13 protein-coding genes are annotated in these 18,943 nt (G+C 63.7%); 10 read left to right on the top strand and 3 right to left on the bottom strand.

The window, feature by feature from the left end; all coding sequences use genetic code 11:
* Positions 1-8: 8 nt before the first annotated feature.
* Positions 9-2,354, top strand: a complete 2,346-nt coding sequence (locus D8M21_RS08195; RefSeq protein ID WP_048680965.1) for a UvrD-helicase domain-containing protein — start codon at positions 9-11, stop codon at positions 2,352-2,354.
* Positions 2,355-2,440: 86 nt separating this feature from the next.
* Here the strand turns inward: D8M21_RS08195 and D8M21_RS08190 are convergent, their stop codons facing one another.
* Together D8M21_RS08190 and D8M21_RS08185 are read right to left on the bottom strand one after the other, a co-directional pair.
* Complete coding sequence (locus tag D8M21_RS08190; RefSeq protein WP_446720498.1) at positions 2,441-3,346, bottom strand: SDR family oxidoreductase; 906 nt, start codon at positions 3,344-3,346, stop codon at positions 2,441-2,443.
* 187 nt (positions 3,347-3,533) lie between these two features.
* On the bottom strand, positions 3,534-4,991 hold the full coding sequence (locus D8M21_RS08185; protein ID WP_082156762.1) for an APC family permease: 1,458 nt from the start codon (positions 4,989-4,991) through the stop codon (positions 3,534-3,536).
* 115 nt (positions 4,992-5,106) lie between these two features.
* On the opposite strand from D8M21_RS08185, the gene D8M21_RS08180 reads away from it, so the two are divergent.
* From D8M21_RS08180 to D8M21_RS08155, 6 genes are all read left to right on the top strand, one after another.
* Positions 5,107-6,462, top strand: a complete 1,356-nt coding sequence (locus tag D8M21_RS08180; RefSeq protein ID WP_048680957.1) for an aspartate aminotransferase family protein — start codon at positions 5,107-5,109, stop codon at positions 6,460-6,462.
* A complete protein-coding gene (locus D8M21_RS08175; RefSeq protein ID WP_048680955.1) occupies positions 6,456-7,307 on the top strand; it encodes a MurR/RpiR family transcriptional regulator in 852 nt (283 codons plus the stop codon). The genes D8M21_RS08180 and D8M21_RS08175 overlap by 7 nt, the downstream gene beginning before the upstream one ends.
* 143 nt (positions 7,308-7,450) lie before the next feature.
* Positions 7,451-8,749 carry a glutamine synthetase family protein gene (locus tag D8M21_RS08170; protein WP_048680953.1) on the top strand — a complete coding sequence of 433 codons (1,299 nt, stop codon included), beginning with the start codon at positions 7,451-7,453 and terminating at the stop codon, positions 8,747-8,749.
* Positions 8,739-9,875, top strand: a complete 1,137-nt coding sequence (locus D8M21_RS08165) for an amidohydrolase family protein (RefSeq protein WP_126855792.1) — start codon at positions 8,739-8,741, stop codon at positions 9,873-9,875. The genes D8M21_RS08170 and D8M21_RS08165 overlap by 11 nt, the downstream gene beginning before the upstream one ends.
* Positions 9,872-11,023 carry a M20 metallopeptidase family protein gene (locus D8M21_RS08160; protein ID WP_048680948.1) on the top strand — a complete coding sequence of 384 codons (1,152 nt, stop codon included), beginning with the start codon at positions 9,872-9,874 and terminating at the stop codon, positions 11,021-11,023. The genes D8M21_RS08165 and D8M21_RS08160 overlap by 4 nt, the downstream gene beginning before the upstream one ends.
* 148 nt (positions 11,024-11,171) lie before the next feature.
* Positions 11,172-12,626 (top strand): esterase-like activity of phytase family protein, encoded by a 1,455-nt coding sequence (locus tag D8M21_RS08155; protein ID WP_126855791.1) that lies wholly within the window; start codon positions 11,172-11,174, stop codon positions 12,624-12,626.
* Between the two features lie 72 nt (positions 12,627-12,698).
* Here the strand turns inward: D8M21_RS08155 and D8M21_RS08150 are convergent, their stop codons facing one another.
* On the bottom strand, positions 12,699-13,955 hold the full coding sequence (locus D8M21_RS08150; RefSeq protein ID WP_048680944.1) for an MFS transporter: 1,257 nt from the start codon (positions 13,953-13,955) through the stop codon (positions 12,699-12,701).
* 260 nt (positions 13,956-14,215) lie between these two features.
* Here D8M21_RS08150 and D8M21_RS08145 point away from each other — a divergent pair, with 260 nt between their 5' ends.
* From D8M21_RS08145 to D8M21_RS08135, 3 genes are all read left to right on the top strand, one after another.
* Entirely contained in the window at positions 14,216-15,298 is a 1,083-nt protein-coding gene (locus tag D8M21_RS08145) for an esterase-like activity of phytase family protein (RefSeq protein WP_048680942.1), read from the top strand.
* 79 nt (positions 15,299-15,377) lie between these two features.
* Entirely contained in the window at positions 15,378-17,225 is a 1,848-nt protein-coding gene (locus tag D8M21_RS08140; RefSeq protein ID WP_126855790.1) for a Na+/H+ antiporter, read from the top strand.
* A 22-nt stretch (positions 17,226-17,247) separates the two neighbouring features.
* The gene (locus D8M21_RS08135) at positions 17,248-18,933 is read left to right on the top strand and encodes an FAD-dependent oxidoreductase (RefSeq protein ID WP_048680937.1); all 1,686 of its coding nucleotides are present in this window, start codon (positions 17,248-17,250) and stop codon (positions 18,931-18,933) included.
* Positions 18,934-18,943 lie beyond the last annotated feature (10 nt).

Raw genomic sequence — 18,943 nt, 5'->3', positions numbered from 1 at the left:
AGACCATCATGGCGATGCCCACCAAGCAACTCATCCTAGATCGTCGCTTTAGCGCGAGCTATGACTCCAGCATCGCGGGCAAGGTCAAGTCCACGATCGACAAGCTGATGCGGGACTCCACCACACTCGGCTTGCACGTCGAGCCGATCAAAAACGCGGTAGATGACCGCGTTCGTACCGCACGCGTCGATTCGAACCATCGCATGGTCTTCTTCGATCTCGGCGACTGGTACATGCTGTACGGCGTGTACAAGCACGACGTCGCGTATCCCATCGCGGAGACCGTCTACACCCGTGTGAACCCGCGCAGCGGCGTCGCCGAGATCAGGCGAACCGAGAATCGGGCCGACCAAGTTCCAGAGGCCGCGGATGCCGGTGGTTTTTACACCGACTCCGAGCTCAAAGCGCTGGTCAATGCCAAGGCCGCGGAAATCCTCGCGGAACAGCAAAACGTTCCGTCCGCCGAGCCCGAGATCCCCCTCGCCCCTTACTCCGAGCAACAACTCGTCGACGACCTCGGCATTGAGCCCCCGTTGGCGCAATTCGTGGTCACGGCAGAAGAGGCCGACCTGGTCGCTCGCCTGGAGAGAATCCGCGACTGGCAGGGTTCTGCTCTGCTCGACCTGGCCACCGGAACATCCCTCGAGGAGGTCCGTGCCAATTACACGCGCTCCGATGCAGAGGTTCGCGGCACGGATATCGGCGTTCCCTCCGACACCGACGACGTCATCCGTGCGGTCAGCGATGAGACCGCAGCTTCCCAGTTCCACCTCATCAGGGACGACGAGGCACTTCGCGAAGCTCTGGAAAGCGGAGATTTCGACCAATGGCGTCTATTCTTACACCCCGATCAGCGCAATTACGTCGAGGCCGAAACCACGGGTCCCTTCCGACTCACTGGAGGGGCCGGCACTGGCAAAACCGTGGTCCTGGTGCATCGCGCCGTACGCCTGGCACGCGCCAATCCGCAGGCCAGGGTGCTCGTCGTCTCCTATACCAAGAACCTAGTCCAGATGATCGAGCGCCAAATTCACGAGCTCGCCCCGGGAGTCCGCAAGGCAGCGACTCTGGGCACCCCCGGCATCTGCGTGTTGACGATGGACCAGGTGGCCAGCCGCGTGATCCGAACAGCCAGCGAAGATCCCCGCCAGAACCGTGTGTCCAGCGCGATGAATGCGGTTCTCGGCTGGAGCGTCCGGCAAACACCCCGCTACCGAACTACCGGTTCGTTTGGGAATACCCCCTGGGATCATGCGATCGAAGTGGCGGGCGCAGACCTTCCGGAAAACCTCCGAACGCCGCACTTTTTCACGAGCGAATACGCCGAGGTGATCCTTCCTCAGCACATCACGGACGAGCGAGGCTACCTCCGTGCGACGCGCACCGGCCGCGGCACCCGGCTCGGCCGCTCCCAACGTCGCGCGGTGTGGAAGGTCGTAGACCATTACCGGAAAGAGGGCCGCGCCGAACAGGTGATCGATTGGGATGAAGCACCTACGGTCGCCGCGGCCATCTTGAACGGCGATGGACTCCCGGAAGGTCAACGACAGTTGGCGGCACCCGCCGATCACCTCCTCATCGACGAGGCCCAAGATTTCTCCCCCACCCGCTGGCAGCTCGCCCGAGCCGCCGTACCCGAGGGCCCGAACGACCTGTTCATCGCAGAGGATGCCAATCAGCGCATTTACGGCAACCGGATTGTGCTGGGCCACTACGGAATTCACGTTCGCGGCCGGTCCCGGCGTCTGCGCCTGAATTACCGTACGACCGAGCAGAATCTGCAATGGGCACTGAGTGTTCTCGAAGGCGGAAACTACGACCTCGACGAGGCGGAGGGCGGGGAAGCCACCGGTGCTCTGGCCGCGATGGATCGATACCTGTCGAGCCGATCGGGCCCTCAGCCCAATCCGCTCTCCTCATCCAGCGAGAAGGACGAACTCGACGAGGTGGCCAAGCTGATCACCACGTGGGCGGAGGAGATTCACCAACAAGGAATGGATCGGAATACCTTGGGCATCCTGGTCCGGACCCAATCGCAGAGAACCCGCCTGATCCGGGCCATGAGCGACCGCAACGTGCCGGTCACGCCCGTGGACCGGGACACCGTGCCCAAGGGCGCACCGGTGGCCATGACTCTGCACCGCGCCAAGGGCACCGAATTCTCCCGCGTGATTCTATTCGACCTGAGCGAGGCATCTATTCCACGTCACTTCGAAGGCACGGAATACGATGACCAATCACGGGAGGACAACTACCTCCGCGAGCGCTCGCTGCTCTACGTCGGGGCTACCCGTGCCCGGGACATGCTCGCCTTCTCCTGGAACCGGAAGGCCAGCCCGTTCCTACCGGCCTGATCCGGCCGCACTCGGCCCGCTCGGGCGGGGCCAAGAAGACGCCACTGGCGCGCCTGCGAGAATGGGCGCGCCGGTGGCTCTATCCCCTACGGAGAAACCATCCCGCCGTTAACGTTCAAGGTTTCCCCCATGACGTAGCTCGACTCCGCGGACGCGAGAAATACGTACGCGGGGGCAAGTTCGGTGGGTTGTCCGGCACGACCCAAGGGCGTGTTGTGGCCGAATGACGGCAAGGCTTCCTGGGGTTGGCCCTCACTCACCTGCAACGGCGTCCAGATCGGTCCGGGTGCGACGGCGTTGACCCGGATGCCCCGCGGGGCCAGATCCTGCGCCAGCCCCTTGGAAAAGTTATTGATGGCCGCCTTGGTGGACGCGTAGTGCATGATGTGCGTCGACGGATCATAGGCCTGAATTGAGGTCGAATTAACAATTGCCGATCCGGCAGGCAGGTATTTCAACGCTTGGCGGGTAATACGGAACATGGCCAAGATGTTGACGTCGAAGGTCTTTTCCAGTTCGTCGTCGCTCAAATTCTCCAGACCATCTGTGATGACCTGTTTACCGGCGTTGTTGACGAGAATATCTAGGCCATCGAGTGCCTCGTGCGCCTGGTCTACGAGGGTCGTGCAGAATTCGCGGTCCATAAGATCACCGGGGATCAGGCAGATCTTTCGTCCTTCCTGTTCCAGGAGGTTCTTGATGTACTGCGCGTCCTCTTCCTCGGCGGGCAGGTAGTTCATGGCGATGTCGGCGCCTTCCCGCGAGAAGGCAATCGCTACCGCTGCGCCAATTCCGGAATCCGCACCCGTAATGAGAGCCTTGCGCCCTTCGAGCCGGCCGGTTCCCCGATAGGTCTTTTCACCGCGATCCGCGCTTGGCTCAAGGTGGGCATCCAGACCGGGCTCCGGCTGCTTCTGCCGGGGCGGTTCGATTTTCGGGTACCGCGTGACGGGGTTCTGGAATGTCAGCTGATCGGCCGATTGAGTCATCATGATCTCCTTTGAGGGATTATCGAAAACTGCGTTGGCTCACTCCCCAATCTAGAGCTGGAACACGGGTCTCACGAGGTTCGACAGCTCTCGGCTTAAACCCGGAAACTCTGCATGGAACTCCCCCGGACGAGTGAGACGGCGTCTCGGCTCAATCGCTCACGACGCGTCGCGCGAGTCTCGGGCCATATCAGTCCTCCAGCAACAACTCGTCCCCGATGTTCTTCGCCATATCCGGCCGAACCAGTGCCACGACGAGCCCCACGAGACACCAAGCGCCAGCGATCCACGGGAAATAGGTGAAGGGCGCTTCCTGCCCCCACGCCTGCACGAAATACACATATCCGAGGTAGGCGAGGGCAACCAAAGGGATGATCATCTCCCCTTTGTGAAGACCGAAGGTCCCGCGAGCCGCGGCGACAATAGCCCCCACCGAAGTCATCGCGTAGGCGACGATCAGGCATAGCACCGCGATGGTCGCGAACCAGTAGTACGTCTCGAAGGCTTGGGCCTGGAAAATCAGCAGGAACAGGGACAGTGCCAGGGTCAGCACGACGACGGCGGTTACGCAGTTGCGGGGAGTCGAGGATCGGGCCGGCGTACGAGCCAGAAACCGCGGACCGAATCCGTCCCGGGCAAGGGCGAAGAGCAGGCGGGAAGCCGCCGACGTCGAGCTCAAAGCCGAGGCGAAGGCCACCGCAAATGCGGAGAGCGCCAAGAGCCGCGCAAACATCGGCCCGGTGTACATCGAGGCGATCTCGATCAACGATGAGTCGGCCCCCGCGAAGGAGGCGACGCCCGCATCCGAAGTCCCGAACCCCACCGTCTGGGCGTACATCACGACCACGTAGATCACCCCGCCCAGGATGACCGAGCCGAGCAGGGCGATCGGAATCGCACGCCGAGGATTGCGCGTTTCTTCCGCGAGAGACGTGCACGATTCAAACCCGGCCCACGACAGGAACGCGAACACGGAGGCGGTCATGACGGCCGACATCGAGGCCCCACCTGGCAGCACGGGATCCATGCTCAACGGCTCACCGTGCGGTCCTCCACCACCGGCAACCTGAACGATCACGATCACCGCGAGAATCAACATCAACCCGATACCAACGGCGCCGATGACCATCAAGATCTTGGTGATGACCGGCGCCTCTCTCACACCCAGGAGAAGGACGAGCGCGGCGATGACGATCAGCGTGACCGGCCACGGGACCGAAATGTCCCAACCCAGCGTGGAGACGAAGGCGTCGAAGAAGACGCCGCAAGCCCCATAGATGCACGCGACGAAGAACAGGTACGTGCCCAACAAGGCGAAGCCCGAAAAGAATCCTGCCCGAGGCCCGATGGTCGCTCCGGTCAACGCATAGACCGAACCCGCGTGCGCGAATTTCCCGGTCAGGCGCACGAACGCGTAGGCCACGAACAACACGCCTAGGGCCGCGATGATGCAGGTGTACGGAACCTTGGTTCCCACCAGGCCCGCAACTCCGATGCCGTTCAGTGCCATCGCCATGACGGGCCCCATGAAACCCACTGAGAGGGCCGCGGCTTGTACGGGTCCGATGAGCCGCTTCGGCGTGCCTTCGGCGCGGCTCGCACCTTGATGGGACTCGGTCTGGGTGCTCTGAGATCTGGCGTCGTTCATCATGCCCAACTCTCCGACGCTGTGTTCAGCATCACATAGATTGCCTATAGTTATACACGTTACAAATCCTCATGAACAAGACCTTTCTGTTATTCACAATTCACGGAGGACACCCATGGATCCCTCAGGCGATCTCTACGAACGGGACGAATCGGTACTAGCCGGCCCGTCCAAAATGCGCTTCTACCCTTTAGCTGCCCGCTCAGGCGAAGGCCCATATCTCATGACCGACGACGACCGACGCGTCCTGGACGCCACCTCCGGCCAAGGCGCCTTCGGACTCGGTTATGGCGACGCACGACTGGCCGATTCGGCACGATCCGCGCTCATGGACGGGGGCGGGGCCAACGTGTTGGCGATGACGAACTCGGCATCCGTCGAATTCGCCCAGCGTCTCCTCGACGTGATCCCGGGAGACGCCGGCCGCAAGGTCTACCTGGGCCTCACCGGCTCGGACGCCAACACCGCGGTCATCCGGAGCGCCCGGGCAGCCACCCAACGGAGCAAGGTCTTGAGTTTCGGCCACTCCTACCACGGCGGCATCGGAGACTCTCAGGCGGCATCGGGATTTAATGCCGATGCGGGCGGCGACATGGATCCACGCGCGGTAGTTCTGCCCTATCCGGACCTCTATCGCCCCGAGGCCGTTACCGGTGATCCCGCCAGCACCGAGGAAGAGCTCCTGGCCGAAGTCATGCGCCGCACAGAGGAGACCCTCGCTTCAGGCGAGATTGCCCTAGTTCTGGTCGAACCCATCGCGCACGACGGCGGGATCTTGATACCCCCGAAGCACTTCCTGCGGGAGCTCCACCGGGCCTGCCGCAGGCACGGGACGTTGCTGTGCGTCGACGAGGTGAAGGTCGGCCTGGGACGCACGGGCACCTTTCCCGCCTATACCGCCGACGACTATTTCGATCACCCCGACCACACCCCAGACGCCGTAACGCTGGGGAAAACCCTTGGCGGTGGACTGCCGGTCTCGGCGGCAATCATGGCTCCCAAGATGGCCGACGCCGCCACCGGAGGCCTCCTCCTCACGATGAACGGATATCCCGCCGGATCCCGTACCGGACTCGACGTCCTCCGCCGCATCGACGATGAAGGTCTCCCCGAGCGCGCCGCCACCCAGGGTCAGTTACTCAAGGACCTACTTCTGGAACGGACGGCACAGATGCTCCACGTGGGTGAGGTGCGCGGGTGCGGGCTATCCATCGGCGTCGAACTGGTCTTGGATCGGGAAACCAAAGAACCTGCCACCGACCTCGCCGCGGCCACCGTGTATCGAGCCTTCGAATTGGGTGTCGCCCTGAACTACTCCGGAATCGGCGGCAACGTCCTGGAGCTGGTTCCTCCCCTCACGATCACCCGAGCGGACGCCGAATTCATCGCCGACACGATCTCCCAGGCCCTTCGAGACGCCGAAGATGGAAAGATTGATCCGAACAACCTGAGGAGGTTCTCTGGATGGTGAGTCACCGGAACGTACGCTCGCTCGTGCACGAGTTTATGGAAGACATGAGCCCGAGCGAGCGCAAGGCCGCCCGGGCCGTGCTCGCCGGCTACCCCAGTTCAGCCCTCGGCACCGTGGCGGAATTGGCCGCCGTCGCCGACGTGAGCCCTCCAACCGTCATCCGCTTCGCCGCGCGCCTTGGCTATTCGGGGTGGCCAGAGCTCCAGCGCGACGTCGTCAAGGGACTCAACGACGAAGGCTCACCCCTCAGCCAATATCCCCACAAGACGGGTGCGGCCCACGAGGACGGCCGTGATGTTCTCACCCGCTCGCGGTGCACTTTCGTGGACATGATCGAGAGTACCTACGAGAGCCTCCCCGAATCCGAGTTCCGCGCGATGGTCCAAGAGCTGTGTGATCGGAAGAAACAGATCATGCTCGTGGGCGGCAGGTTCAGCGGTTTCCTCGCGGAGTACCTGGCAGCGCACCTGCGGCTCTTGCGACCCGGAATCTCGGTGGTCGGGCATGATGAATTGTCCCGCGCCACCGCGGTGGCCGACGCCAACCGACAGACCGTTCTCGTCGTCTTCGATTACCGGCGCTACACGGTCTGGGCCGAGCACTTGGCCCAGACCGTCCAGGCCCAAGGGGCAACCGTGTGCCTCATGACCGATGTCTGGCTCTCCCCCATTGCCCGAACGTCCTCGGTCGTTCTGCCTTGCCCCGTCGAGTCGCCCTCACCCTTCGATTCCATCACCGCCGCAACCGCTGTGGTCGAGAGCCTGATCGCGGCGGTGACGGAGCAGTTGGGCGAACACGGCAAACGCAGGGTGGCACTAGCCGAAGGCATCCTCCGGGACGCTTGACCCGCGTCTCACCTCACCAAATAGCGACCAAAATGACGCAGACTGTGGCCCACGTCTCTCAGAAAATGTAATGTGCATTACGAAAGACATCGAAACACTCGGTGTTGGAACATCTGATTCACTGACGAAGATGCGTGAGGACCATGACCACGACCCCCCTAACCTTCATCGCAACCAACGACCTCTCCGCACAGACCCGCGGACGTTCCGTCCCCGGCGCCGAGACTCCGGCAGCACTACGACGCGGCGTCGGTTGGGTTCCGGCCAATCTGGCGATCGGGGCCTTCGGTCACATCGCGGAGGACAACGTCTTTGGCGCGACGGGAGACCTACGGCTCATGCCCGACAACGAGGCGTTGTTTAACATCGCCGAATCCGAAGAACGCCCTGGTCTGAGCTACTACTTGGCCGATCAAACTCGCCCCGATGGCTCCCCGTGGGCATGCTGCCCCCGCACCTTTGCCCGCGACGCCCTGCGCGAGTTCACCGAACTCACTGGCTTGGAAGTCGTGGCCTCTTTTGAACACGAGTTTTTCCTGTCTGGCGCGGAAGAGACCGCCCCGTTTAGCTTCGAGCGTTTCCGCAAGGCCGAGCCGTTCGGATCGAAGCTCGTAGAGCTCCTGGACGAGGTCGGCCTCAGGCCGGAGACCTGGCTTCCGGAATACGGCGAAGACCAGTTCGAGATCACCCTGGAGCCGACGGGCGCCTTGGCCGCCGCCGATCGTGCCGTCGTGCTTCGCGACTTGGTCCGCGATCTGGCCGAACGCAGTGGTCGCAAGGCCTCATTCGCTCCCCTGCTGGATCCGGATGGTTCCGGCAGCGGCGTGCACATCCACTTCTCCCTGCGCGACGCCCAGACCGGCGCGCCTGTGCTCCATGACCCGGAGCGCCCCTCGGACCTCGCCGAGGTCGGTGCCCAGTTCGCCGCCGGAATCATCACCCACGCCAAGCCGCTGACCGCCCTGACCGCGTGCAGCCCGGCCTCCTACTTGCGGCTGAGCCCCAACCGCTGGAGCGTCGGCGGTGCCTTCCTGGGCGAATACCACCGTGAGGCCCTCGTCCGGATCTGCCCCACGAGCACCCTCGGCGGGGGACGACCGCAGCACCAGTTCAACTTGGAATACCGCGCCGCGGACGCGACGGCGAACCCTTGGTTGGCCGTGGGGGCCATCGTGCGCGCGGGAATGGAAGGCATCAAGCGCGGGTATCAGCCCGAGAAGATTTGGCACGAAGAGGATTCGGCCGAAGAGCTCACTCGGGTGCCCAAGCTGCCCACCGACGTCGAAGATGCCTTGGATGCCCTCCGCAAGGACGACGTTGTGATGTCGTGGTTCCACCCGGATCTCATCCAGACCTACGTGGACGTCAAGCGAGCCGACCTGGAATCCTGTGAGGGCCTGACCGCGAAGGAGATCTGCCGAAAGGTCGCGAATGTCTACTGATCTACACGAAACCTTCCGCGAGCTGAAGCTGGTGGACCACCACGTCCACGGCCCACTCGCCGGAAACGTGGATCGGGGCACGTTTGAGACGCTCATCAGCGAATGCGACGTGCCCCAACCGGCCGGGGTCAGCGCCTTCGACAGCCAGGTTGGCTTCGCGGTGCGACGTCACTGCGCGCCCGCCTTGGGACTGGAGGCCCACGCGAGCGCGGATGCCTACATGGCCGCCCGCGAGGATCTCGGGGCCGATGCCCTAGCGAAAGTTCTGATGGGTTCGGCGGGCGTGAGTGACTGGATCGTGGACTCCGGTTTCGCGACCGACGCGATCTGGGACGTCGCCCGCATGAATGCCGAACTGCAGGGCACCACCCACGAGATTGTGCGTTTGGAATCGACCCTCGAAGCCATAGCTCCGACCTCCACCCCGGAAAACTTGGAGACGGACGTCGAGGAAGCCCTCGCCAAAGCATCGGAACGAGCCGTGGGCTGGAAATCGATCGTCGCATACCGCTACGGCTTTGACTTTGACCCCACGCGCCCCAGCAGCGCCGAGATTCGCGAAGCCGCCCGTGAGTGGATGGGAGACTTCCAGCCTGGTGTCACTCCGAGGGTCGAGAACCCGGTGCTCCTGCGCTTCCTGCTTCACGCGGCCTGCGCCACGGGCAAGCCCCTGCAACTTCACGTGGGCTTCGGCGACGCCGACGTCGACATGCACCGTTGCAACCCCGCGCTGCTGACGGATTGGCTCAAGCTCATCGAGCCCACGGGCGCACGCATCATGCTTCTGCATTGCTACCCGTACCATCGGATCGCCGGGTACCTGGCCCACGTGTTTCCGCACGTCTATATGGACGTCGGACTGGCCATCAACTACACAGGTGCCGCAGCGACGCGAATCATCGCCGAGAGTATGGAGCTCGCGCCCTTCGGCAAGATTCTCTACTCCTCCGACGCGTGGGGCCCACCCGAGCTGCACTATCTCGGTTCGGTCTTGTGGCGTCGCGGAACCGAACGCGTGCTCCAACAATGGATCGACGACGACGAATGGAGTCCCGCCGAAGCATCCCGCGTCGCCCGGATGATCGGCAGGAATAACGCACTGCGCGTCTACGAGGTGACGTCATGAAATACGAAGAATTGTGGTCGGCCCTCGACGCCGAGATGCCACGTGCCCGCGCCTTGCGAGGGCTCCTCCATCGGAATCCGCGACCTTCCGGGAACGAGACCGAGACGCGAGACCTGGTGATCGAGCATCTCCCTCACGGGCTGCCGCGCACCACTGTGGCCGAGGCGGGCGCCGTCGTGCGTTGTGGCGGACCGGGCCCTGCCATTGGGATTCGCGGCGAGCTGGATGCATTGCCCATTCTCGAAGAAACCGGGGTGGACTGGGCCTCGGAAAACCCGGGGGTCATGCACGCCTGCGGTCACGACGTGCACCTGGCCGCGCTGACGGCCGTAGTCCATGCGGTGGCCTCGACGGAGGCCCCCATGCCGCTGCTCGCGGTCCTTCAACCGCGGGAAGAGACCTACCCCTCGGGGGCGGAAGATATCGTCGCCTCAGGAATCCTCCGTCGCGAAGAGTGCGCGGCAATGTTGGGGGCGCATGTTCAGCCCACGCTGGGGCGCGACGTCGTCTCGTGCACGCCGGAAGGCGTCAACGCCGCCGCAGACGAGTTCCACATTGAGGTCAGCGGCCGTCCCGGTCACGCCGCGTACCCGCACACCACCCGCGACCCGCTCTACGCTGGCACCCAGATCGTCGGAGCCCTCCAGTCCGTGGTCGGCCGCGTCGTAGACCCCATGCGCTCGGCAGTCGTCGGGGTGTCGTCCTTTCACGCCGGCGAGGCCGCAAATGTTGTCCCAGAGCGCGCCACAATATCCGGGACCCTGCGAGCGCTCGACGAGGAAACCCGGGCCCTCATACGCGCTCAGGTTCGGGAGATCGCGGTCGCGACGTCGGCGGCCCACGGGTGCACTGCAAAGGTCACCATCACGGCCGGTGAGCCTGTGCTGTACAACGACCCGACGTTGGCCGAAGCCACCGCGGCCATACTTGCCGAACAGGGGTTCGACGTCGACGAAACCCTTCGTTCGTTGGGCGCGGATGACTTCTCATTCTTCGCCGAGAAGATCCCCTCCCTCATGCTCTTCGTGGGGACCGAGACCACGGAGGGACTGCATTCCTCGACGTTCCTTCCGAACGACGACGACGTATATCGGGTGGCTCGGGCCATGATGTCTGGCTACCTCGCGCTCGCCGACGCCGTGGCCTAAGACGAGCCCGAACACGGCCGCCGTGGCCCGGTCTCTTCCCTCCCTGTGCCACGGGTTGGTCGTGTTCTCGTCACCCGATGCTCCCCCATTCGTCATCTGCGGCTGATGTACTCGGTCGGTCACTCAGCATCGATGGAAAGACCAAACCATGACGAAGAAACGCACCCTCCTGTTCGCCGCAGCCGCAACCGGAATCCTGGTGTTCCCCTCCGCTCCCGCGATGGCTAATCCTCCCCAGAAGGCTCCCGGCGCGGAGGTTTACACCACGCACATCAAGGACCTTGGATCCGTGGGTAACGTCCCGGTCAAGGGTTCGGCCTATGGTTCCGCCCTAACGCCCAAGCCCGGTAGCCAGGATGTGTTCTACGGGTTGACCGACCGTGGCCCCAACGTCGATGGGCCGGACGGCATCAAGATCGAGCCCTACCCCGACTACGCACCGCAGATCGGCGAATTTCGCATGGTCAACGGCCACGCGAAGCTCAACCGCGTGATCGAGCTCAAGGGCACGGACGGCAAACCGTTGAATGGCCAGGTTTCTCCCGAGGCCGACACCGGCGAGGAAATTCAAGACCTCTCGGGCAAGGTGCTGCCGAAGTCGGATCACGGATATGACAGCGAGGGCTTGGTGGCCATGCCCGATGGCTCGTTCTGGGTGAGCGACGAGTACGGCCCGTACGTGACTCACTTCGACGCTCAGGGCCGACAGCTCCAGCGCCTCTCGCCTTTCAACGGCAGCCTCCCGGGTGAGCTGAAAATGCGGGACCCAAATAAGGGCATGGAAGGCCTCACCATCACGCCCGATGGCAAGACTTTGGTGGGCGCCATGCAGTCCGCCCTGGTCACCCCGGATTTGAAGGGCAAGCCAAAGAATGTGGTGCCGACCCGCATCGTGACCATCGACCTCGCAACAGGAAAGAGCCATGAATACCTGTACATGCGGCATCTGGACTCAGCCTCGACCAACATCAGCGAAATCACCGCGTTGTCGAATCACGAATTCCTCGTGGATGAGCGCGACGGCGACCTGGGTGCGAATTCGTACAAAAAATTGCACAAGGTAGATATTTCCGGGGCCACGGATGTCTCTCAGAATGGCAACGTTCAGGGCAGTACGTATGACGCAGGCAAAGGCGGCTTGCTCGTGGGTGGCAAGAGCATCGAGGGGCTCACCGGTAAGTCCAACGAGGCCGACGCCGCTTCGGCACTGAAGAACGCGGGTATCACGCCCGTATCGAGCGCGATGTACCTGGACATCACCAAGCTCGTCTGGGGCATCGATCCCACCGGCGGTTTCTTTGCTCACGACAAGATCGAGGGCGTCGCCGCACTCAACGGCGGGCGTGACCTCTGGATTTCCAACGACAGCGATTACGGGCTGGGTGGCTCCACCGGCGACAAGGCTCCGTATGGTCTGACCCCGAAGAACCTTCCGGATGGTCAACAAGACGACGGCGAGTTCCTGCACGTGAACATGGATTCGATCCCGGCCTCCGCCAAGGGTCCCGGTTATCAACCCGCCGGCGGCACTGGCTCACACCAGGGTCCCGGCCAGGGGAATGGCCACGGGAACGGCCAGGGCAACGGCAACGGCCGACACTAGCCGCACAACGCAAGGCCCCGCGATTCTTCACGGAATCGCGGGGCCTTGCCTATTCATGCGGCTCCGAAGTGCTTACTGCTTCGGGTCGACGATCTGCACGGTCCCCGTGTGCGGGACGAACCGGATCGCGTGATGGGTCACCGGGGTGCGGCGATCGCTGAGCACGTTGACGAGCAGCAGGATCAACCCTCCAGCAGCGAGTGCGACGCCGACCCACCCCGTGGAAGCCCAGCCGCCACCCGCCGTCATCGCGGCTCCCGCAACCAGCGGGCCGATCGCGTTGGCTAGGTTGAATGCCACGTGATTCATGGCGGCCGCCAATGTCCGGGCGTCGCCGGCGGCGACCATGAGGCGGGTTTGCATCGGCACCACCAGCCCACCGCTGGACCCGATGAGGATCATCGCGAGACCCATGATCCAGACGTTGCCCATCCCAACGGCGTACAGAGCCGCGGAGAGCCCCAGGAGTATCTGGAAAATGATGGCGGCGCCCAGCAGGAACCGCTCCGTGGCGAAACCCGCCAGCCAGTTGCCGACGGTCGCCCCGAACCCATAGAGCATCAGAATGAGCGACATCGCCCACACCGGGCCGGCGTCGGTCCCCTCGTAGGCCGACGTGAAGAAGGAATACACCGCAAAAATGCCGCCGAACCCGATGGCTGCGGTGAACAACGTCAAAAGCACCTTGGGATTGGTCATCGCAGCCATCTCGAGTTTGGGGCTCGTGGCACGGTTTCCGGCGGTATTGGGCGCCGTCGCCCACAGAGCGACCAGGGCAACTGCGGCAATCACGGCCATGAGCAGGTAGCTGGCGCGCCAGCCTACGAGCTGACCGAGAATCGTGAACACGGGAACGCCGATGATGGTGGCCACGGGAATTCCCAGGCCCACCGAGCTCACGGCACGCGCTTTCTTGGAGGGCAAAGACATCTCGACGGCAACCAAGGTGCCCAACCCGATGAAGGCTCCGTGGGGTATGCCCGAGAGGAATCGTGCGACGTTCAGCAAGAGCACGGAAGGTGCGAGCCCGGCAAAGATATTCCCGAGAACCAGAACGCCCAGAAGCGCCAAGAGCAACGGCTTGCGGGGCCACCGGGCGCCGAACACCGCGATGACCGGCGCGCCCAAAACGACGCCGACGGCGTACGCGGTGATGATGTGGCCGACCTGGCCCTCACTCACTCCAAGACCGGAGGCGATCGAGGGCAGCAGGCTCATCGACGCGAATTCGCCCGCCCCGAAGGCAAACGTGCCCGCCGCCAGCCAAAATGTCACGAGCCCCACGTGGGACGAGCTCTTCTCCATGGTGAACAGCCGCTTTCCCGACATGATCCCTCCCTTCCTTGTTCACGACGATCACCCATTCTCGGGCAATGTCGGATTAAACCCCATGCTCGTGGAAAATATTTCGGTTGCGAAATAATTTCTCGTCTGAATTGCCAGCTATCGGTGGGATCGACCGCGTGCGAAGATTCGCGACGTGTTGGCCCGCACGTCACTCGGGCGACACCCGAGCCGTCCAGCATCGACGATGTCTGCCTCCGTTGCCGCCGTCGGCGGCCACGACACCAACCACCTCGGAGCCCATCATGCATCGCCACACGCAATGTGCCGCCGCCGCTCTGGCCGGCACGCTCCTCATCGGTCTGGGCTCCCCCGCCGCTCAAGCCAATCCCGGGCATGGGACGCCTTCATCGCCGCAGGTCGTCGGCTATTCCGACGCCCTGGACAAGGTGAGCGCCGACGGCGCGGAGGTCGGCGGCCTCTCGTCCATGGCCTACGACAAGAGACGGCACGCGTGGGCTTCCACGGTGGACAACCACGCGGACGACCCGTCGCGCATCTGGTTCTACTCGGATCCCCACAATCCCCGCATCACGGGTGCCCCCTTGGTCTTGAAGAAACCGGACGGCACCCCATACACAGGCCAAACCGCCGACAACGAAGGTCTGGCAATCACACCCCAGGGGGATTACCTGGTCAGCTCCGAAACCGAGCCAACCATTCGGGTATTCGGTCGAGACGGCGTCCAGAAAGCAACCCTGCCGGTTCCAGGAAACTTCGGGGTCGCGGGCAAATCCGCCCAAGGCCAGGCCACCGACAACGCGACCCTGGAAGGGCTCACGCTCAGCCCCAATGGGCAGACGCTCGTCGCCTCGATGGAGGGCCCCCTCAGCGGAGACGTCACCACCGCCGACGCGACGGCTCATCGTTTCCTCGTCTACCGAAAGCATGGTGGCCAGTGGAGACTAGACAAACAGGTCGGTTACCGCACCCAAACCGGCAACCGCATCCCTGAGGTCCAGTTCTACGGCAAAGACAATCTCCTCGTGGAAGAAGCGGCGTGGTCCGCCGATCGCGGGAATACCGCCGAACTGTACGCCGTGACTAACCTGGACGCGGCCCCCGACGTCACAGATGTGCCGAACCTCGCCCAAGCCTCGGCGGGCTCCTTCCTCACAAAATCGCGGGCCGTGGACGTGACGGGCCTTCCCTCACAGGGCGCCCCGACGCATCAGACGCAATCCAACCCCCTGATGGACAACTACGAGGGGATGGCAGTAACCGGCGGCCAACACGGCGTCTACGAGATCAACTTGATCAGCGACGATAACTTCAATGCCCGTCAGATCACCCGCGTCGTCTCTCTCACGGCAGCACTACCGGAGTAATTCCAACGGATTCTGCTAAAACGGGAGCTCTCTCGGCCGGGCTCTGCTCAAACGACCTCCCACGTGCGAAGATCAATTCGTGCACGTCGTCCTCTTATTAGTCTGCCTCGTTGTCGCGGTGCTCGTGGGGACCGCCCTCAGCGAACGCCTTCGGCTTCCCGCGCCCATGGTTCTGATCGTTTTAGGAGCCCTGGCCTCATTCTTGCCGTTTGTGCCGGAGATCCAACTATCCCCCGAGATCGTTCTCTTCGGCCTCCTGCCGCCCCTGCTGTATTCCACGGCGATCCACACATCGATCATCGATATTCGCGCCAACATCGCCTCGGTTGCTTCTCTCTCGGTGGCCCTCGTCGTCGTCACCACGCTGGCCGTCGGGGCGATGGTGCACACGATTGCGCCCGACATTGGGTGGCCCGTGGCACTGGCCCTCGGCGCGGTCGTGGCCCCGCCCGACGCCGTCTCGGCGAGCGCCGTGGCGCGCAGGATCGGCCTGCCCCGTCAGATCGTGACCGTCCTGGAAGGCGAATCTCTCCTCAACGACGCGACCGCGCTGGTGGCTCTGCGTGCAGCCACGGCGGCTATTGGTGGAGCCGTGACCGCCGGCGGGATCGGACTGGAGTTTCTCGTCGCCGCCGGCGGCGGCGTCCTCGTGGGACTTGCGGTGGCGTTTGTGGTGATCTGGGTCCGCAAGTTCATCCACGATGCCCTCATCGACATGGGCATGTCCTTCGTGGTTCCTTTCGCGGCTTATCTCATCGGGGAGTCCGTGGAGGCTTCCGGGGTGATCTCTGTGGTCGTGGCCGGCCTTCTCATCGGGCACAAAGCGCCCATCGTCCAGACCGCAAGTTCCCGCATCACCGAACGGCTGACGTGGTCGACCGTCGCCTTCCTCTTGGAACACGCCGTCTTCCTTCTGATCGGTTTGCAAGCCGCCTCGATCATTTCGGGTGTGGACGACGGCATGTCACTCCCAGCGGTCATCGGATTCTGCGCCGCCGTCCTCGGCACGGTGATCGTGGTGCGCGTGATCTGGGTGTGCGCCCGCCAAGGGATCAGGAATTTCCGGGTGTCACCCGAGAACCGGCAGCCGTGGTCGCACGCGCTCGTGACCTCGTGGGCCGGCATGCGCGGCGTCGTGACGATCGCGGCGGTCTTCGTGATCCCACCGTCCGTGCCTCACTACGACATCCTGGTGCTCGCCGCGCTGACCGTGGTGCTCGGCACGCTCTACGTGCAAGGGCTGACCCTGCCTTTGCTCACGCGCTTGCTCAAGGTCAAGCCCGCGGACCCGGCCGAAGATGCGCTCGCTCGGGCCACCCTCATCCACAAGGCCGGGGAAGCCGGAATGAAGGAGCTGGAGGATTGCACCACCCAAGAATCCCCTGGCGTGCTCGAGACCATTCGCGAGCGTATCGACGAGCGGTCCTTCGCCGCGTGGGAGCGCCTCTCCACGACGCCGGGGCACGAAGCACCCAGCGATGCGTACGCGCGTATTCGCCGCCGAATGATCGCGGCCGAACGCGCCCGCGTGATCGCGATCCGGGGGAAGGGAAAATTCCCGTCTCACGTGCTCCAAGACGTGCTGAACACCTTGGACTATGAAGAGTCGATGCTCGAGACCCCGGTGGAGCCTTCGGCAGAGCCGTTCGCGGCGATTGGCTCACGCGAGGGTGGCTACTGCGATGAACTCGCCGCATACCCCTCCCAGGCATCCCCAGAAGCCCCGGTGTGTCAGCAATGCATCGAAGAGGGCACTCACGCCGTCGCGCTCCGCATGTGCCTGGAGTGTGGCGATATTGCTTGTTGCGACAGCTCCACCGGAAAGCACGCGAGCGAACATTTCCACCGAACGGGCCATCCCGTGATGCAATCCGCCGAACCCGGCGAGTCCTGGCGCTGGTGTTACGTGCACCGCCTCACGGCCTAATTCACAATTGAACAGGAGCCCCATGTCTACACCCGCCATCGTGTGCCTCACAGCCGAACACGGCGACGTCATGAGCGCGCAATTGGACCGATATGCGCGGGAGTACTCGGTGCTGGTGGTGCCCTCCGCGGAGTCCGCCCGAGCGCACGTCGAGGACCTCCAGGCACGTGAGGTGCCCATCGTTCTGTTCGTCGCGGATACCACCGTGGGCATGGACTCCTTCAAAGCATTACTGACGGATTTCCGATCCCTGGTTCCGACGGCGCGACGCATCGCGGTGACGCCCTGGGCCGACTTTCGGGAACACGCACCGCACCTGCGCCAGAAGGTAGCCATGGGCTACTTCGACGCGCACCTGCTGATGCCACGCGGCACCCGGGACGAGGAATTTCACTCGGTGATCGTGGATCTGCTGAACGACTGGGCGGCCACGGTGGGCACCTCGCAGGTGGAAACCGTTCAGGTCATTGCTCCTTCGGGTCACGCCGGGGCCTGGCGGCTACGCGATTACCTGCAACGAACCGGCATTCCCCACGGCCTGCATGCCCCCGAGTCGGAGATGGGCCGTCGCGCCCTCGACGGTTACAAGGGCGACGAGGTTCAATGGCCCCTCGTGGCCGTCGCGGGAGAGTCGGCGGAGCATTGTCCAGAAGTCCGCGATTTGGCCCGACGCTTGCACGGACGACCGGACGCGGCGACGCTGGGTGAAGTCTCGGAGGTACTCGACGTCGTGGTGATTGGCGCGGGCCCTGCTGGCCTGGCTGCCTGCGTGTACGCCTCGAGCGAGGGCTTAAGCACGGTCGCTCTAGAGGCCGAGGCCGTAGGCGGCCAGGCGGGAACCAGTTCGATGATCCGCAATTACCTCGGTTTTCCCCACGGGGTCTCGGGGATGAGACTCGCGTTCCGGGCCCGGAGCCAGGCCATGCGGTTCGGTACGCGGTTTTTCACCGGCTGGGAGGTCACTGGCCTGGTTCCCGGGGGCGACGGGCAACCTCATCGGGTTCTCACCGACGCCGGCGCGATTTCCGCCCGGTCAGTGATTATTGCCAGCGGTATTTCGTATCGTCGTCTCGGCGTCGACAACATCGAAGAGCTCGTGGGGCACGGCGTGAACTACGGGGCGGCGATGTCGCAGGCACGAGAAGTAGCCGGTGGCGACGTCGTGGTGGTTGGTGGCGGAAATAGTGCCGGACAGGCCGCGGTGCATCTCGCTCGGTTCGCCCGCTCCGTGACCATCGTGATTCGACGGCCGTCGCTCCGAGAAACCATGTCGGCCTACCTGATCACCGAGATCGAGGCGAACCCTCGCATCACGGTCCGGGCGAACACACGAGTTTCCGACGGAGGCGCCGTCGACGGCCAACTGGCGTGGCTGGAGCTCACCGATGTCCGCACCGAGGTCGGCGAACGTGTGGCGTCCCAGGGTTTGTTCCTTCTTCTGGGCGCCGACCCGCACTGTGAATGGATACCGGATGCCGTCTGTCGCGACGACCGCGGTTTCGTTCTAACAGGCCGCGATGTCCCCTCGAGGTTTTGGTCCAACGGGTTGCCTCCGGCAGAGCTCGCCACCGCCGTGCCGGGCATCTTCTGTGCCGGGGACGTTCGATCCGGATCCATGAAACGTGTGGCCTCCGCGACGGGCGAGGGTGCCGGAGTGGTCTCACTGGTCCACGAATGGATCGGCCAATCCCAGAACCGGGAACCGTAAACGGGTAACG

The organism is Kocuria sp. HSID16901 (genome assembly GCF_003989425.1).
Lineage (GTDB): Bacteria > Actinomycetota > Actinomycetes > Actinomycetales > Micrococcaceae > Rothia > Rothia massiliensis.
The sequence above is the reverse complement of the archived record's forward strand: the minus strand, read 5'-3'. Positions and strand labels throughout refer to the sequence as shown.

Excerpts from the sequence above, each read along its gene's own strand:
- D8M21_RS08195 (WP_048680965.1), top strand. The coding sequence starts at position 9 with ATGGCGATGCCCACCAAGCAACTCATCCTAGATCGTCGCTTTAGCGCG.
- D8M21_RS08190 (WP_446720498.1), bottom strand. The coding sequence starts at position 3,346 with ATGATGACTCAATCGGCCGATCAGCTGACATTCCAGAACCCCGTCACG.
- D8M21_RS08185 (WP_082156762.1), bottom strand. The coding sequence starts at position 4,991 with ATGAACGACGCCAGATCTCAGAGCACCCAGACCGAGTCCCATCAAGGT.
- D8M21_RS08180 (WP_048680957.1), top strand. The coding sequence starts at position 5,107 with ATGGATCCCTCAGGCGATCTCTACGAACGGGACGAATCGGTACTAGCC.
- D8M21_RS08175 (WP_048680955.1), top strand. The coding sequence starts at position 6,456 with ATGGTGAGTCACCGGAACGTACGCTCGCTCGTGCACGAGTTTATGGAA.
- D8M21_RS08170 (WP_048680953.1), top strand. The coding sequence starts at position 7,451 with ATGACCACGACCCCCCTAACCTTCATCGCAACCAACGACCTCTCCGCA.
- D8M21_RS08165 (WP_126855792.1), top strand. The coding sequence starts at position 8,739 with ATGTCTACTGATCTACACGAAACCTTCCGCGAGCTGAAGCTGGTGGAC.
- D8M21_RS08160 (WP_048680948.1), top strand. The coding sequence starts at position 9,872 with ATGAAATACGAAGAATTGTGGTCGGCCCTCGACGCCGAGATGCCACGT.
- D8M21_RS08155 (WP_126855791.1), top strand. The coding sequence starts at position 11,172 with ATGACGAAGAAACGCACCCTCCTGTTCGCCGCAGCCGCAACCGGAATC.
- D8M21_RS08150 (WP_048680944.1), bottom strand. The coding sequence starts at position 13,955 with ATGTCGGGAAAGCGGCTGTTCACCATGGAGAAGAGCTCGTCCCACGTG.
- D8M21_RS08145 (WP_048680942.1), top strand. The coding sequence starts at position 14,216 with ATGCATCGCCACACGCAATGTGCCGCCGCCGCTCTGGCCGGCACGCTC.
- D8M21_RS08135 (WP_048680937.1), top strand. The coding sequence starts at position 17,248 with ATGTCTACACCCGCCATCGTGTGCCTCACAGCCGAACACGGCGACGTC.